A 15,033-nucleotide genomic window follows, 5' to 3' on the forward strand; every position below is an offset into this window, starting at 1 on the left:
ATATAGCTCGAAATTGACGAAGCTTGCGCTTCATTCAAAAATTGTAAAACTTATTTTTGCCTCATCGTTCAGTTTTCAAAGTTCGTCTGCCGCTCGTTGGCGACTTAAACATCTTAACAAGTCATTAACAAAAGGTCAACAACTTTTTTAATGTTTTTTTCATCACCTCTCGGCGACGTTTATTAATATATCAGTAAAACTTTAACTGTGCAAGACTTTTCGTAAAAAAATATGAATAAATCTTAAAAAAACAAAAAAAACAAGGCGGAGCGCAGGCGCCACACCTTGTTAACGAAGTGTAGATAAGGAGACATTTCGTTTTTTTGCTTCTTTCAAATAGAAAAAGTATAAAGCTTCAGCTTGTTTGACCTGGGCGGCCAACTCACCCGTATCTTCAATACTCACTTCAAGCATATGTCGTTTTGATTCGAATTTGACTTTCGCTTCAATCAGTTCTGCCAAAAGTCGTTGGTCGTATTCTTCTCTTAACGATCTACGAAACCACTTCATAATTCTCTTCTGCCTTCCATTGCACGTGAAAGGGTGACCTCATCTGCGTATTCCAAGTCCCCACCAACCGGTAAACCATGCGCGAGACGCGTAACACGGATGCCGGTAGGTTTTAGCAAGCGAGATAAGTACATAGACGTTGCCTCACCCTCGATATTTGGATTGGTCGCCAGGATCACTTCGGCAATCGACTCATTTTCTTGTAAACGCGTTAACAAGCTTGAGACATTGATATCTTCCGGTCCAATTCCCTCCATTGGGCTAATCGCGCCATGGAGTACATGGTATCTACCTCGGTACTCTCGCATTTTTTCCATCGCAATTACATCTCGAGAGTCTTGCACGACGCATACAACCGTTTCATCTCGATGTGAGTCTTTACAAATCGCACAAGGATCAACATCCGTAATATGACCACAAACACTACAATACTTAATATCACGTTTAGCACTGACAAGCGCCTTCGCAAACGTCAATACATCATCCTCTTCCATATCTAAGACGTGGAAAGCTAGACGAACTGCTGTTTTCGGTCCAATCCCAGGTAATTTTGTAAAGCTCTCTATTAAGCGTCCAATGGCTTCAGGGTATTGCAACTCACATCTATCCTTTCTTCACTTAAAAACCTGGGAGATTCATTCCTTGCGTAAAACGTCCCATTTTATCATTTACAAGCTGGTCCGCTTGCTTCATTGCGTCGTTAATAGCTGCCAACACGAGGTCCTGCAACATATCAACATCATCAGGATCCACAACATCTTCTGCGATGACTACATCAAGCACTTCTTTATGTCCACTCACCACAACTTTTACCATGCCGCCGCCTGCAGTACCTTCCACAGACATATCTTTCAATTCTTCTTGGGCTTTCGCCATATCTTTTTGCATTTTTTGCATTTGTTTCATCATGTTATTCATGTTTCCCATTCCACGCATAAGAGCGCCTCCTTCAATCAATGTTCTTCAATTTCAACGACATCACCAAATCGTTCAACCGCTTGTGTAATGAGCGGATCTTCTTCTGACGGCTCTTCCACACTTTCAGTGCGCTCCGCCTGTTTTTGGAGGATGAACTCATTTTTCAGTTCTTCCCAATCCGTTTCAAGAACCGCCATAATTTCGCGTCGAATACCTGTCACTTCAAACAACGCCTGTTCGATTACATCCCGTGTTCGACCATTTGAACTGACTTGTTCATAATGCCATGTCATCCCATCTTTAAATTGTACCAGTAAGGTGTCACTAGCACAAAGGACAGCTTCACTTTCGTAAAAGAGAGCAAAGATCGGACCATCCTGCGTTCGAATATTCGTCATGATATCGCCCCAACTGTCTCGAATCGCATTCAAGTGTTGACGTTCGGCACGCTGTAGAAGTTGGCGAATTCGTTCTTTCGGGACTCGGATTTGCGTTCGTTTCGGTGAAGGTTTCGGCTTTTCAGACGCCACCTCAGAAACTGCGACTCCGTTTTTCTTCACTTCATTGAGCTCTCGACTCAATTCACGAACTTGGTCTTGTAGCTGATTCATTTGTTCATTAAGCGTTTTCCCCTGTTCCGCAATACGAATGAACGTCAATTCCACCAACACTTTCGGATGGTTTGATAAACGCATCTGTTGTTGACAGTCGTTCAATTCTTCAATCACTTGGAACAACTCATCGGTCGAGGTCGCTTCGACAAATCGGCGAAATTCTTCGGTCGGTCGAGCACGTTCCAGTAAATCTACCGCTTGAGGAGAAGCTTTTAACAATAATGCATCGCGATGAACAAAAACCAAGTCCTCAATAAACCGCTTCAGATCTTTCCCATCACGCAACATTGCTTCGAGCGTAGTTAACACCTGGTTTAACTTCTTTTCTTGAAGACCATATGCCATTTCGAGTAACGCCTCGTCTGTAACAGCACCTGTCACTTCAAGCACAGCATCTTCTGTCAAACGTCCATCGCTGAACGCGAGCGCTTGATCTAATAAACTCAGAGCATCTCGCATTCCGCCATCTGCAGCGCGCGCAATCAATTTTAATGCTTCTGGATCGTAATCATAATCCTGATCATTCAATATGAAAGCCATGCGTGTTTGCAGTTGATTCACTTCGTGACGTTTCACATCAAATCGCTGGCAACGGGAAATAATTGTTGCCGGAATTTTATGCGGCTCTGTCGTCGCTAAAATAAAAATCGCGTGTGCCGGTGGCTCCTCTAACGTTTTCAATAATGCATTAAACGCTCCGGTCGACAACATGTGAACTTCATCGATGATGTATACTTTATAACGCCCTTGAGACGGTGGATATTTTACCTTGTCTCGGATTTCCCGAATCTCATCTACTCCGTTATTGGATGCGGCATCGATTTCAAACACATCGGGACTCGTCCCTTCCGTGATTGCGACACAAGTCGGACACGTATTGCATGGTTCACGCGTCGGTGCACTTTCACAGTTAATGGCTTTAGCAATGATCTTTGCCAAACTCGTTTTCCCGGTACCTCGTGGACCTGAGAAAAGATATGCGTGTGAAACGCGCTCCTCTAATAAAGCATTTTGGATCGTACGTGTAATGTGAACTTGACCAACAACCTCTTGGAACGACTGCGGACGATACACCCGGTACAATGCTTGATACGCCATGTCCCCGCCTCCTTTCACTCTTTTATTCTCTATCTCATCATACAAAAAAATCTACAGCCCTGGGGCTATAGATTGAAGTTATTAAATAAATCTGCCGCGCACCGATTTCTGAAAGCACGTCAACATGCGTTACTTATGCAGTTTGCTCAGTCCAAGCACCCCTGCGGCACACGGTACGTCACCACTTAAGGCTGCTTCCTTCCGGACCTGACCTGGTTCATGGGTGACCGTTGCGCAGGACTCAGACGTCAACGCCACTTACATAAGGCAGACCATACCAGCGCACTCCCTCGAATCGGGATTCAGTCTCGCTACAGCGGATTGCGAGTGACAGGGCACCGCTACCTCCCCACCTAGCACGGCAAATGGGTAAATGAAATAATGCACTCCCTTGAGTGCTATTACATTATACTGTTTAATCAGGTGGGTTGCAACCTCTCTGTTTCAACCGTTCCTGCTTCTTCCTTTCCCGAAGCCCTCGGAAAAATTCCGTTAACAACATCCCACATTCTTCTGCTAAAACATTTTCCGTCACTTCGGCCTGGTGGTTGAACCGTTCATCCTGCACTAAGTTCATTAACGTACCACAACAGCCACCTTTCGGATCATGTGCACCGAAGATGACACGTTTTACACGCGACAGCACAATCGCACCTGCACACATCGGACAGGGCTCCAGCGTGACGTATAGTTCACACTCCTCCAGTCGCCAATTCCCTAATGCTTGATTCGCTGTCTCAATTGCAATCATTTCTGCATGAGCAGCCGCCAGGAGATCTGTTTCTCTCCGATTATGCCCTTTGGCAATCACTTGATTGTCCTTAACAATCACGCATCCAATTGGCACCTCGCCGATTGCTTCTGCTTTTTTCGCTTCTTCAATGGCCAATCTCATAAAGCGTTCATCGCGCTCCATATTCACACTCCATTTCTATAGTAAACATCTATGAAAAAAAAATGAAAATCAATTCCTCGCATCATATCCATCCCATAGTATGCTAGAATGGAACTTGCATTTTGGATAATGGAGGATGACATCATATGTTTATAACGGTAGAGGGACCGATTGGTGTCGGGAAAACGTCACTGGCCCATATTATCAGTCAGCATTTCTCGATGCAGATGCTGAATGAAATTGTAGAAGAGAACCCGTTTCTCGGCAAGTTTTATGAAGATATCGAAGAATGGAGCTTCCAAACGGAAATGTTCTTCTTATGTAACCGATTCAAGCAATTGGACGATATCCATAAACTCCACTTGAGTCAACAGCAATCTGTCGTTTCGGACTATCATATTTTCAAAAACTTGATTTTCGCTCATCGTTCGCTCAAACCGGCACACTTGAACAAGTACGAGCAGATTTATAAGATTTTGACACATGATATGCCGAAACCTGATGTCGTCATTTACTTACACGCCAGTATCGAAACGCTCATGAAGCGTGTCGCATTACGAGGACGTGAAGTTGAAGAAAATATGTCTCGTGATTACCTTGAACAACTTGCTCATGATTACGAAACATTTATCGAATCTTATCGCGCGGCCCATCCAGAAGTGACGATTCTCTCGTTTAGTGGTGACGACCTTGACTTCGTCCACAACCCTGACGATTTAACACACGTCCTCACAACGATTGAACGCGAACTAGAATTAACTAAAGGAGCCCAAATAAAATGAAGCTGATTGATAAGTATAATATCCCGAACGATACAATCATCACCATCGGTGGCATGGTCGGAATCGGTAAATCGACGATTACGAACTCCCTTGCCGATGCCCTGAATTTCCGGACTTCACTTGAGAAAGTGGATACAAACCCGTATCTCGATAAATTCTATCACGATTTCGAACGCTGGAGCTTCCACCTTCAAATTTATTTCTTGGCTGAGCGTTTCAAAGAGCAAAAGAAAATTTTCCAATACGGCGGCGGCTTTATTCAAGATCGCTCGATTTACGAAGATACTGGAATCTTTGCCAAAATGCATTATGAAAAAGGTACAATGTCTCCAACGGATTACGAAACGTACTCAAGTCTATTTGAAGCAATGGTATTGACGCCATTCTTCCCACACCCAGACTTACTCATTTATCTCGAAGGTTCATTCGAGCAGGTTCTTGACCGCATTCAAATGCGCGGCCGCGAAATGGAGCAACAAACACCAATCGCATATTGGGAAGAAATGTACGCCCGCTATACAGATTGGATCAACAACTTCAATTTGTGCCCGGTCCTCCGTCTCTCGATTGAGGAATACGACTTGATCAACGATCCAGACTCAGTCGAACTCATTTTAGAAAAAATCGAAAAACAATTAACCATCGCACGTGAAGCGAAGGTTCGTTAAAAGCAGGAAGGTGCTACGCAAACAGTTGCGAAGCACCTTCTTTTTATGTGTGAGCGGCATTTCGTTTCGAGACAGTTGGCGTTTTATAGGCCTTTCTGAATCCTGAAATGGTGTCCATCACACCTCCAAAGATTGTCACGACAATAATGAGCGTTCCGATCCATTTAAATGTCGACACCTCGGCAAAGTTCGTTTCGATCCACGAAATAAAGCGTGAATCGAACAACTCAGAAGACCTTACCATCCATATCACAAAAATAGCTGAAACGAAATTATAGAAAGCATTAAACGTCGCGAGTGCATACGTCCAATAGCCTCTTATCCATTTCCATGTCCCTAAAACGACTTGCATCAAAATGACAATCATAAACAACCAAAGCATATCGAATAAAAATGCTTGATTGAAAATAGGCGTCACCATCTCCAATCCATCACCTGTTGACTCGTAAATCCCAAGAAGTCGCTCTGCGTTCAAATAGACCCCGAACCAAACAACTGTCCAAAATAAACCGAATCCCGCTTCAAATTTTCTGATTCGTCCTTCTTTTGACCGGTCATGAAGTTTAGAAACATCCCATTTCACATTTAGATCCGATGCATTCGCCGGGGCATAACGCTCAACTAAAAAGAATATAAGCGTAATCCAAAACAAGAGTTGGATCCCCACGTTCCAAAGCGCACCGAATACATCACCTACTAATGCACCTACTGTTGGAAAGGACGGTTCGTTTAACGTCGGGATGCTCGCAAGTAATAGGCTGAAAAACAGGACTGCCAAAACAATCGGAACAACCGTTTTCAAGACACTCACATACACTGCAAAATAAGACGGGCCGATCAAATACTGCCCTTTCTTGTAACGCGCTGCAACGACTGCCGGATGCCCCATCTGTTCTAACGTCCGCTTGATTTCAGGTTCAGCAGGATCAGATGACAACATTGCCTCGATTTCTTCCCGAACTGCCAACGCGACTTCGTCTCTCCGCTTCGGTGGGACGTGACGTGCGACCTCGTTCACATACATTTCTATTAATTCCATGACTCACACCCCCTTTCCTAAACAATACGATTCTATATTCTTTAGAATTCCCGGTTTGAGAGAAGATTCAGCGTTTACGCATCAATTACACAAAAAAACCGCAGACAGATTGTCTGCGGATACAAAAAATGCATCTGCCTGTGCAGATGCCCGATTGAAAGCGGAGTTGGTGGGATTCGAACCCACGCGAGCCTTGCGACTCCTAACGGATTTCGAGTCCGTCCCCTTCAGCCGGACTTGGGTACAACTCCAGGCTTAAAAAAGTGTAAAAAAAAGAAAGTGGAGGAGGTGGTGGGATTCGAACCCACGCAGGCTGTTACACCCCTGACGGTTTTCAAGACCGTTCCCTTAAACCACTTGGGTACACCTCCAGGAACTATGAAATTATGTGAGCCTCCAAAAAATAAATGGAGGAGGTGGTGGGATTCGAACCCACGCAGGCTGTTACACCCCTGACGGTTTTCAAGACCGTTCCCTTAAACCACTTGGGTACACCTCCAAAGCTCATATACAATTGGTGAGCAACAGTGTCGCTCGACATGATTTATAGTACCAACTGACGGGACAGATGTCAAACCCTTTTGTAAAAAAACAATAAAAAAATTGGACAGTTCTTTCAAAAAGAACTGTCCGTCTCCGATTAGTTTGGCATTTCAATCTTTTCTACTCCACCCATGTATGGACGGAGTACTTCTGGAATGACAACTGAACCGTCTGCTTGTTGATAGTTTTCAAGAATGGCAGCAACTGTACGACCTACAGCGAGGCCCGATCCGTTCAACGTGTGTACGAATTCTGGTTTTGCATTCACATCACGACGGAACCGAATTCCCGCCCGGCGCGCTTGGAAATCTTCAAAGTTTGAGCAAGAAGAGATCTCACGATACATTCCTTGCGCTGGCATCCAGACTTCAATATCGTATTTCTTCGCAGCGGTAAAACCGAGGTCTGCCGTACACATGCTGAGTACTTGATATGGAAGACCGAGGCGTTTCAACACTTCTTCAGCATGACCCGTCAACAATTCAAGTTGTTCGTATGACTCTTCCGGTTTCACAAAACGAACGAGTTCGACTTTGTTGAACTGATGTTGGCGAATCAGACCACGTGTATCTCGACCCGCAGATCCTGCCTCAGAACGGAAACAAGCGCTATATGCTGTATACGTGATTGGAAGCTGTGTTTCCGGAATGATTTCTTCGCGGTGCATGTTCGTGACCGGTACTTCTGCTGTAGGAACGAGGAAGTAATTCGTATCCGCTACTTTGAACGCATCCTCTTCAAACTTAGGAAGTTGCCCCGTTCCCGTCATCGCATCACGGTTGACCATGTATGGCGGAAGGACTTCAGAATAGCCATGTTCGTCTGAATGAAGGTCCATCATAAAGTTAATCAACGCACGTTCTAGACGAGCACCTAACCCTTTATAGAAGACGAAGCGACTACCTGTTACTTTCCCGGCCCGTTCAACATCGACGATTTGAAGGTCTTCCATCACGTCCCAGTGTTGTTTCGGCTCGAAATCAAAATCAGGCTTCGTTCCGATTTCGCGAATCGTCACGTTATCATCCTCTGTCTCTCCGATTGGTGTTGATTCGTGTGGGATGTTTGGAATGCTGAGTAAAATCAAGTTGAGCTCTGCCTCAACTTCTCGCAATTCTTCATCCAGCAATTTGATTTCGTCACCGAGGCGGCGTGTTTCAAGAATCGGACCTTCGGCATCCTGCTTGTTCCGCTTCAACTCAGCGATTTGCTTCGTTGCTTCATTGCGCTTCGCCTTCTTCACTTCGACTTCGTTAATCAAATCACGACGCTTTTCCTCTAACTGCGGGAAACGATCGAGAGCACTCAAATCTTCTCCACGGTGAGTCAACTTTTCTTTAATTTCTTCAAAATCCTGTCGCAAACGTTTAATGTCTAACATTGCTATTCCTCCTTTTTCATATAAAAAAGGCGGCACGTCCCTTTCCCGTAGGAAAGGGACGAACCACCTTGGATCCGCGTTGCCACCCTTGTTGCCTGAAACAGGCCACTCGATGCACGTAACGTGTGCCAAACGTGACTTGTTTCCAAGTCAATGCTCCGAGGCCGATTCAGTTACGTCATCCCACTAGTTTGCACCAACCACTAGCTCTCTGTCAGTAGACGTACGTAACGTACTTGTTCTCATCTTCGCATGTATCATTGAATTAATCTTACTTTACAACATCTCGACTCTATCGACAAGACTGATTTTACCTAGTGCTAAGCGAACACTATCCATGAAATCCATAAATGCCCGCGTTAACCGGGTTAAAAAAGAGGCCGTTTCAATTGATTCTGCTGTGACAAGTTGTACTTTCGGTGGATGCTCACCTTCTAGGTATCGTACGGTATCCGAAGGCTCGATCGTGACTGTCCCCACTTGCATGTCCGTTGTGACAGGCGCCTCTAATTCCACTAAATCGAATTCTGGCTTGGGCACTTCTTGACCTTTTTCCACTAATACTTCAAACGCTGTCGTCGTTCGAATTTGCGCCTGCTCCTTCTCTCCTTGTGATACAAACGCAGTTTGAGAAATAATCTCCCCCGCTCTTAAGACCGGTGTCATAACAAAATCCTCATACGCATAGTCATGCAAAGCTTTCGTAGCGGTATAACGTCCCTCGTTCGTTTCCGCTCCAAGAACGACAGACAGAATCGTTCGACCGCTTCTCGTAGATACACCTACCAGACAGTACCCCGCTTCGTTCGTCGTCCCTGTTTTAAAGCCGATCATCCCTGGATAAGCCAAGTCACGTCCCGCAAGCATACGATTGGTTGCCTCAAAACGAACACCGTCCACATCCACGTACGCCCGTTTTGTCACATCCAACACTTCTGGATATGTTGTCAAAAAGGCAAGTGCAAGCTTCATTAAATCTTTCGCTGAAGTTAAGTTCTCACCAGGTAATCCTGCTGACACAGAATCAAGTCCAGAAGCATTCGCAAACGTCGTTTGCGTCATTCCCAGTTCATCAGCACGTTGATTCATTTTTTGAACAAATGATTCCTCAGAACCCGAAACTGCTTCGGCAAGTGTGACAGCCGCCTCGTTTGCAGAACGAATCAATGCAGCATCATATAGCTCTTTGATTGTATAAGGTTTATTCAGAAGTGGAATTCGAGCCAAACCCGGTTTTCTGGTCAGCGCCAGCGCATGGTCACTCGGAGTGATTTCTTTTTTCCAACTGAGTTTCCCTTCCTCAATGGCTTCCCTCGTCAAAAATGCCGTCATCAATTTCGTGATGGACGCGGGTTGGAGCATAGAATTCTCATTTTTTGAATAGAGCACTTGGCCTGTCGTGACATCAACCAGCATCGCTCCGGATGCTTTGACACTTGGAGATGACGCCTCGGCAGCAAACGGTGATATCGTACTTACTAACAGCAAAACAACGAGCAGAACAATCATTGAACGAGCCTTCACGGTCTTTCCCCTTTCTCTACGCTTCTCGTTTCAGTGTAGCAAAAAATGAATCAAAGAAAGACCCCCTTTTTAGAAAAGGAGGTCTTTCAGGTTAGGCATGTTGAGCCTTTGCTTCTTTCACAAGATCGACGAAGTAGCGATGAAGCGACACGTCTTCCGTTAATTCCGGATGGAAGGAACAGGCCACATAATGACCATAACGAACAGCGACGATTGCCTCTTCGACTTCCGCGAGTACCTCAACATGTGGTTCGACCGAAGCCACTTGAGGGGCACGAATGAATACCGCTTCGACCGGTTCGTCAATCCCTTTAACCGGTAAAGAAACTTCAAAGCTGTCTACTTGACGCCCAAAAGCATTTCGTTTGACGACCATCGGTATTTTTTTAAGATGAGCATCATATCCTTCGACTTCATTCGCCAAAAGGATCATGCCGGCACACGTACCGAACATGGGTAAATCCTGTCTTTCACGAAGGGGTTCAAGTAGACCGTAGCGATCCAACAATCGACGCATAGCAGTACTTTCCCCACCCGGCAAGACGAGTCCGTCAATTTCATTGAGATCTTCTACTGAACGCACAACGATTGTTTGAACACCTAGCGATTCAAGCATGCGGACATGTTCTCGAATCGCACCTTGCATCCCTAATACCCCAATCGTCGTCATATTACCAGCCTCGCGGCGCCATGAGCTCTTCTTCTTTCAATGTACGGACATCAAGTCCCTTCATTGCTTCGCCCAATCCTTTTGAAAGGTGTGCAATGCGCTCATAGTCATCGTGATACGTTGTCGCTTCCACAATTGCACGCGCAAATTTTTCCGGGTTTTCTGCTTTAAAAATCCCTGAACCGACAAACACGCCGTCCGCACCTAGATGCATCATAAGCGCTGCATCCGCTGGTGTTGCAATCCCACCTGCCGCAAAGTTAACAACAGGAAGACGACCGGCTTTACGGATCTGCATAAGCACTTCAAATGGTGCACCGAGATCACGCGCCTCTGTCATCACTTCGTCTACACTCATCGACAAGAGACGTTTAACTTGTGCTTGTACCGTACGCATATGACGAACCGCCTCAACAATGTTTCCTGTTCCCGGCTCACCTTTCGTACGAATCATCGCAGCACCTTCCCCGATTCGACGAGCGGCTTCACCTAGATCACGTGCTCCACAGACAAACGGTGCCGTGTAATCACGCTTATAGAGATGGAATTCCTCATCAGCCGGCGTCAATACTTCGCTTTCATCGATAAAATCGACACCCATCGACTCTAAAACACGTGCTTCAGCAATATGTCCGATTCGGCATTTGGCCATAACCGGTACTGAAACCGCCCCCATGACATCCTCAATAATCGTAGGGTCGGCCATACGCGCGACACCACCCATTTTACGAATGTCAGATGGAACGCGTTCAAGTGCCATAACTGCGACTGCCCCCGCCGCTTCTGCAATTTTCGCTTGCTCTGCGTTGATGACATCCATAATGACGCCACCCTTTTGCATTTCCGCCATTCCGCGTTTTACTTTATCCGTTCCGACTTGTCGTTTTTCCATATAGAACCCCTCCACTATCTATTAATCTACTTGCTAGTATAACGGGTATTGACTATATTAAAAGTGTCAGTTTTTATTTTTTTGATGTGGTCAGTTTTGACAATTAAATAACGAACACTATATCAAAAGGAGGAAGAACAATGAATTACAGAAATCATGAAGATCGCCAATTGTTCGGTACACCAGGCATCGTTTCATTACTGATTATTATTGGATTCATCCTTTACTTCTTTTTCGCTTAAACAAGAAAGGACTATTTAATATGGACATGCTTACATTTTCGCTTGATTCTGATTCTTCTATTTCACTTTATGAACAGCTATATTTTCATATTCGACAGGCCATTGTCGACGATACTTTGAAAACCGGAGCCAAACTGCCATCCAAACGCAAACTGTGTCAGTTTTTAGATGTCTCACAGACAACGGTCGAACTTGCATATGCACAACTACTGGCTGAAGGGTATATTGAATCCGTTCCTCGAAAAGGTTTTTATGTATTGCCTCAGGAAGAATTGTACGTCCATCGTTCGGATCGAAAAATTGAGCCGATTCCATTAAAAAAAACGTATGACTTTGATCTGTCTCCAAGCCAAATTGATACCACGGCCTTCCCGTTCGAACGTTGGAAACGGCATATGAAACAAGTGATTGATGAAACTAATCATGAACTTCTTGCGCTCGGTTCTGTGCAGGGAGATTTCGCACTCCGCCAAGAAATCGCAACTTATCTCTACCATTCACGAGGAGTCCAGTGCTCTCCAGAACAAATTGTAATCGGGTCAGGAACTGAGCAATTGTTGCCTCAAATTTTAGATTTGCTATCGCATGCCACCACTTATGGAATCGAGGATCCCGGTTATCCACTCACTCGTCAGCTCTTTCATCAACAAAGTCGATCTTACGTCCCTATCCCGGTAGATGAGAATGGGGTTTGCGTCGATGAATTAGAACTTCATGGTGTAGACGCATTATACGTAACCCCGGCCCATCAATTCCCGACAGGTAACGTATTGTCTGTCAGTCGTAGACAACGGCTGTTGAATTGGGCCTTATCCAATGAGACTTACATTATCGAAGATGATTATGACAGTGAATTTCGTTATAGCGGGAAACCCATCCCGTCACTACAAAGTATTGATCCGAATGAACGTGTCATCTATTTAAGTACTTTTTCAAAATCACTCATGCCCTCACTCCGAATTGGATACATGGTCCTTCCTACACCATTGATCAACCGATACCGTGAGCGATATCTTCACTTCACCTGTAGCGTCCCTCGTTTTGAACAGCACACGTTAGCAACCTTTATGGCGAGCGGGGACTTTGAGAAACATTTGAACCGAATGAGAAAAATCTATCGACGAAAGTTGGAAATCGTACTATCGAACTTTCGTGTTTATGAACCAATGATTATAGTTACCGGGGCAAGCGCGGGACTTCACGTCGTCTTGTCTGTTAACGCCTCTCAATCGGTTAAACAATTAAAACAGGCTGCAGAAGATTCTAATTTATTCATCCGATCGATGTCTGACTATCAAATCACCAATAAGATGTCCTCTTCTCAATTCTTGTTTGGGTTCGCTCACCTTCCTGAGCACACCATTCCGCATATAATCGAGCGACTCATGCAGGCTTGGGGGATATCAGGTAACACGACGTGATGTGCCATATCACTCGATGAAATCCTGTCAATTCATATAAAAAACCGTAGTTCTACTATAGAACTACGGTTTTCATGATTAACGTGAATAGTTTGGCGCTTCTTTCGTAATATTGACATCGTGCGGATGACTTTCTTGAAGACCTGCACCAGTCATTCGAATGAATTGTGTATCTTCACGCAACGCACGGATATCAGCTGCACCGCAATATCCCATACCTGAACGAAGTCCACCAATGAGCTGATACACTGTATCTGCTAACTCACCCCGATAAGCAACTCGTCCTTCAATTCCTTCCGGAACGAATTTTTTATCTGCTTCTTGGAAGTAGCGATCCTGACTACCCCGCTTCATAGAAGCTTCCGATCCCATACCACGGTATGTCTTAAATTGACGACCTTGATAAATTTCCATCTCACCCGGGCTCTCTTTTACTCCAGCGAGCAAGCTACCGAGCATTACTGCATTCGCACCAGCGGCGATTGCTTTTACAATATCACCAGAATATTTAATTCCACCGTCGGCGATAACTGAGACACCATGTTTTGATGCTTCCGTTACACAATCATAAACTGCGGTAATTTGTGGCACGCCGACACCCGCAACAACACGTGTCGTACAAATCGATCCTGGTCCAATCCCAACCTTGATGACCGATGCTCCAGCTTCAATCAATGCCTGTGTCGCTTCTGCCGTCGCAACATTTCCTGCGATAATCGGAAGAGTCGGGAATAAATCGCGCAATTCTCGAACTTTTTCAATGACTCCTGCTGAATGACCATGAGCCGTGTCGACGACTAATGCATCTACACCAGCTTCTACGAGGGCCTGGGCACGAGAAGCTGCATCTTTTGTGACACCGACAGCCGCCGCAACAAGAAGTCGACCTTGTTTATCTTTTGCTGCATTTGGAAATTGTTCTACTTTTTCAATGTCTTTTGTAGTGATTAAGCCTTTCAACACACCAGCTTCATCAACAAGTGGCAATTTCTCAATACGATGTTGATGAAGAATACGTTCGGCTTCTTCTAGAGAAGTACCAACTTGAGCGGTTACCAGGTTCTCTGTTGTCATGACATCTTTAATAACTGTCGAGTAGTCTTTGATGAAACGAAGATCACGATTTGTTAAAATCCCAATCAATTTCCGTTCCTCTTCAGAGTTAACAATCGGGACACCTGAGATGCGATATTTACTCATCAAATACTCTGCATCATACACTTGGTGGTCAGGGGTTAAATAAAACGGGTTCGTAATGACTCCATTTTCTGAGCGTTTTACACGGTCAACATGTTCGGCTTGCATCTCCATAGACATGTTCTTATGAATGACACCTAGTCCACCTTGACGGGCCATTGCGATTGCCATTGGAGCTTCTGTCACAGTATCCATTCCAGCACTGATAATTGGAACGTTTAATTCTAATCCTTCACAGAGCTTGGTACTTAAATCGACATCACGCGGTAAAACATTTGAAAAACGCGGTACGAGTAATACATCATCAAATGTTAATCCTTCTTTTACAAACTTGTTTTCCCACATAAAAATTGATGGCCCCTTTCTCGTTCTACCTAAATCTTTGTTTCGAAATATTTCTGTAATGGTAACAGGTATACATAAAAAGTGCAATTCAATTACGGAAGTTCAGAAAGTTCAGAATTGTGTTCAATCCCTGAATAAACGCCGGAATCGTTCGGATTTTGACAACAAATCAACTCACAGGCTGTTTATTTTCTTTATATCTATAACAAAAAAACGACCGAGCGCTATGCTCGGTCGTCTTCGCTGTTGCCTGGCAACGTCCTATCCTCACAGGGGGAGAACCCCCAACTACTT

14 protein-coding genes, 3 tRNA genes, 1 other RNA gene and 1 other annotated feature are annotated in these 15,033 nt (G+C 44.8%); of the genes, 3 read left to right on the forward strand and 15 right to left on the reverse strand.

Annotated features, from left to right (window positions below; all coding sequences use genetic code 11):
• Positions 1 to 288: 288 nt before the first annotated feature.
• From KNP03_RS13260 to tadA, 6 genes are all read right to left on the reverse strand, one after another.
• On the reverse strand, positions 289 to 510 hold the full coding sequence (locus KNP03_RS13260; RefSeq protein WP_214830051.1) for a YaaL family protein: 222 nt from the start codon (positions 508 to 510) through the stop codon (positions 289 to 291).
• Positions 507 to 1,106 carry a recombination mediator RecR gene (gene recR / locus KNP03_RS13265; protein WP_214830054.1) on the reverse strand — a complete coding sequence of 200 codons (600 nt, stop codon included), beginning with the start codon at positions 1,104 to 1,106 and terminating at the stop codon, positions 507 to 509. The genes KNP03_RS13260 and recR overlap by 4 nt, the downstream gene beginning before the upstream one ends.
• A 22-nt stretch (positions 1,107 to 1,128) precedes the next feature.
• Complete coding sequence (locus tag KNP03_RS13270; protein ID WP_214830058.1) at positions 1,129 to 1,446, reverse strand: YbaB/EbfC family nucleoid-associated protein; 318 nt, start codon at positions 1,444 to 1,446, stop codon at positions 1,129 to 1,131.
• Between the two features lie 17 nt (positions 1,447 to 1,463).
• The gene (gene dnaX / locus KNP03_RS13275) at positions 1,464 to 3,140 is read right to left on the reverse strand and encodes a DNA polymerase III subunit gamma/tau (RefSeq protein WP_214830061.1); all 1,677 of its coding nucleotides are present in this window, start codon (positions 3,138 to 3,140) and stop codon (positions 1,464 to 1,466) included.
• Positions 3,141 to 3,234: 94 nt separating this feature from the next.
• Positions 3,235 to 3,502, reverse strand: an RNA gene (ffs, locus tag KNP03_RS13280) — signal recognition particle sRNA large type.
• 53 nt (positions 3,503 to 3,555) lie between these two features.
• Positions 3,556 to 4,056 carry a tRNA adenosine(34) deaminase TadA gene (gene tadA, locus KNP03_RS13285; protein WP_214830064.1) on the reverse strand — a complete coding sequence of 167 codons (501 nt, stop codon included), beginning with the start codon at positions 4,054 to 4,056 and terminating at the stop codon, positions 3,556 to 3,558.
• Positions 4,057 to 4,181: 125 nt separating this feature from the next.
• Here tadA and KNP03_RS13290 point away from each other — a divergent pair, with 125 nt between their 5' ends.
• Together KNP03_RS13290 and KNP03_RS13295 are read left to right on the forward strand one after the other, a co-directional pair.
• Positions 4,182 to 4,817 (forward strand): deoxynucleoside kinase, encoded by a 636-nt coding sequence (locus KNP03_RS13290; RefSeq protein ID WP_214830066.1) that lies wholly within the window; start codon positions 4,182 to 4,184, stop codon positions 4,815 to 4,817.
• Complete coding sequence (locus KNP03_RS13295) at positions 4,814 to 5,485, forward strand: deoxynucleoside kinase (RefSeq protein ID WP_240544627.1); 672 nt, start codon at positions 4,814 to 4,816, stop codon at positions 5,483 to 5,485. Before KNP03_RS13290 ends, KNP03_RS13295 begins: the two co-directional genes overlap by 4 nt.
• A 43-nt stretch (positions 5,486 to 5,528) precedes the next feature.
• Here KNP03_RS13295 and KNP03_RS13300 read toward each other — a convergent pair whose 3' ends face one another.
• The 8 genes from KNP03_RS13300 to pdxS all read right to left on the reverse strand — a co-directional run bounded on the left by KNP03_RS13300 (position 5,529) and on the right by pdxS (position 11,534).
• Positions 5,529 to 6,524, reverse strand: a complete 996-nt coding sequence (locus tag KNP03_RS13300) for a hypothetical protein (protein WP_214830070.1) — start codon at positions 6,522 to 6,524, stop codon at positions 5,529 to 5,531.
• 161 nt (positions 6,525 to 6,685) lie between these two features.
• Positions 6,686 to 6,775, reverse strand: a tRNA-Ser gene (locus KNP03_RS13305).
• A 29-nt stretch (positions 6,776 to 6,804) separates the two neighbouring features.
• Positions 6,805 to 6,895, reverse strand: a tRNA-Ser gene (locus tag KNP03_RS13310).
• A 37-nt stretch (positions 6,896 to 6,932) separates the two neighbouring features.
• Positions 6,933 to 7,023 (reverse strand) — tRNA-Ser (locus KNP03_RS13315).
• A gap of 141 nt (positions 7,024 to 7,164) precedes the next feature.
• Positions 7,165 to 8,448, reverse strand: a complete 1,284-nt coding sequence (serS, locus tag KNP03_RS13320) for a serine--tRNA ligase (protein WP_214830073.1) — start codon at positions 8,446 to 8,448, stop codon at positions 7,165 to 7,167.
• 51 nt (positions 8,449 to 8,499) lie between these two features.
• Positions 8,500 to 8,706, reverse strand: a binding site (T-box leader).
• An 18-nt stretch (positions 8,707 to 8,724) separates the two neighbouring features.
• Positions 8,725 to 9,972, reverse strand: a complete 1,248-nt coding sequence (locus KNP03_RS13325; protein WP_214830076.1) for a D-alanyl-D-alanine carboxypeptidase family protein — start codon at positions 9,970 to 9,972, stop codon at positions 8,725 to 8,727.
• A 91-nt stretch (positions 9,973 to 10,063) separates the two neighbouring features.
• Positions 10,064 to 10,642: a pyridoxal 5'-phosphate synthase glutaminase subunit PdxT gene (gene pdxT, locus KNP03_RS13330; protein WP_214830079.1), complete on the reverse strand. Its 579-nt coding sequence runs from the start codon at positions 10,640 to 10,642 to the stop codon at positions 10,064 to 10,066.
• A gap of 1 nt (position 10,643) precedes the next feature.
• Positions 10,644 to 11,534, reverse strand: coding sequence for a pyridoxal 5'-phosphate synthase lyase subunit PdxS (gene pdxS / locus KNP03_RS13335; RefSeq protein WP_214830082.1), 891 nt, complete (start codon positions 11,532 to 11,534; stop codon positions 10,644 to 10,646).
• Between the two features lie 262 nt (positions 11,535 to 11,796).
• Here pdxS and pdxR point away from each other — a divergent pair, with 262 nt between their 5' ends.
• The gene (gene pdxR / locus KNP03_RS13340; RefSeq protein WP_214830085.1) at positions 11,797 to 13,197 is read left to right on the forward strand and encodes a MocR-like pyridoxine biosynthesis transcription factor PdxR; all 1,401 of its coding nucleotides are present in this window, start codon (positions 11,797 to 11,799) and stop codon (positions 13,195 to 13,197) included.
• A 78-nt stretch (positions 13,198 to 13,275) separates the two neighbouring features.
• Here the strand turns inward: pdxR and guaB are convergent, their stop codons facing one another.
• Positions 13,276 to 14,739, reverse strand: coding sequence for an IMP dehydrogenase (gene guaB / locus KNP03_RS13345; protein WP_214830088.1), 1,464 nt, complete (start codon positions 14,737 to 14,739; stop codon positions 13,276 to 13,278).
• Between the last annotated feature and the right edge of the window lie 294 nt (positions 14,740 to 15,033).

Source organism: Exiguobacterium algae, assembly GCF_018617875.1.
Lineage (GTDB): Bacteria > Bacillota > Bacilli > Exiguobacteriales > Exiguobacteriaceae > Exiguobacterium > Exiguobacterium algae.

Excerpts from the sequence above, each read along its gene's own strand:
- KNP03_RS13260 (WP_214830051.1), bottom strand. The coding sequence starts at position 510 with ATGAAGTGGTTTCGTAGATCGTTAAGAGAAGAATACGACCAACGACTT.
- KNP03_RS13270 (WP_214830058.1), bottom strand. The coding sequence starts at position 1,446 with ATGCGTGGAATGGGAAACATGAATAACATGATGAAACAAATGCAAAAA.
- dnaX (WP_214830061.1), bottom strand. The coding sequence starts at position 3,140 with ATGGCGTATCAAGCATTGTACCGGGTGTATCGTCCGCAGTCGTTCCAA.
- tadA (WP_214830064.1), bottom strand. The coding sequence starts at position 4,056 with ATGGAGCGCGATGAACGCTTTATGAGATTGGCCATTGAAGAAGCGAAA.
- KNP03_RS13290 (WP_214830066.1), top strand. The coding sequence starts at position 4,182 with ATGTTTATAACGGTAGAGGGACCGATTGGTGTCGGGAAAACGTCACTG.
- KNP03_RS13295 (WP_240544627.1), top strand. The coding sequence starts at position 4,814 with ATGAAGCTGATTGATAAGTATAATATCCCGAACGATACAATCATCACC.
- KNP03_RS13300 (WP_214830070.1), bottom strand. The coding sequence starts at position 6,524 with ATGGAATTAATAGAAATGTATGTGAACGAGGTCGCACGTCACGTCCCA.
- serS (WP_214830073.1), bottom strand. The coding sequence starts at position 8,448 with ATGTTAGACATTAAACGTTTGCGACAGGATTTTGAAGAAATTAAAGAA.
- pdxT (WP_214830079.1), bottom strand. The coding sequence starts at position 10,642 with ATGACGACGATTGGGGTATTAGGGATGCAAGGTGCGATTCGAGAACAT.
- pdxS (WP_214830082.1), bottom strand. The coding sequence starts at position 11,534 with ATGGAAAAACGACAAGTCGGAACGGATAAAGTAAAACGCGGAATGGCG.
- pdxR (WP_214830085.1), top strand. The coding sequence starts at position 11,797 with ATGGACATGCTTACATTTTCGCTTGATTCTGATTCTTCTATTTCACTT.
- guaB (WP_214830088.1), bottom strand. The coding sequence starts at position 14,739 with ATGTGGGAAAACAAGTTTGTAAAAGAAGGATTAACATTTGATGATGTA.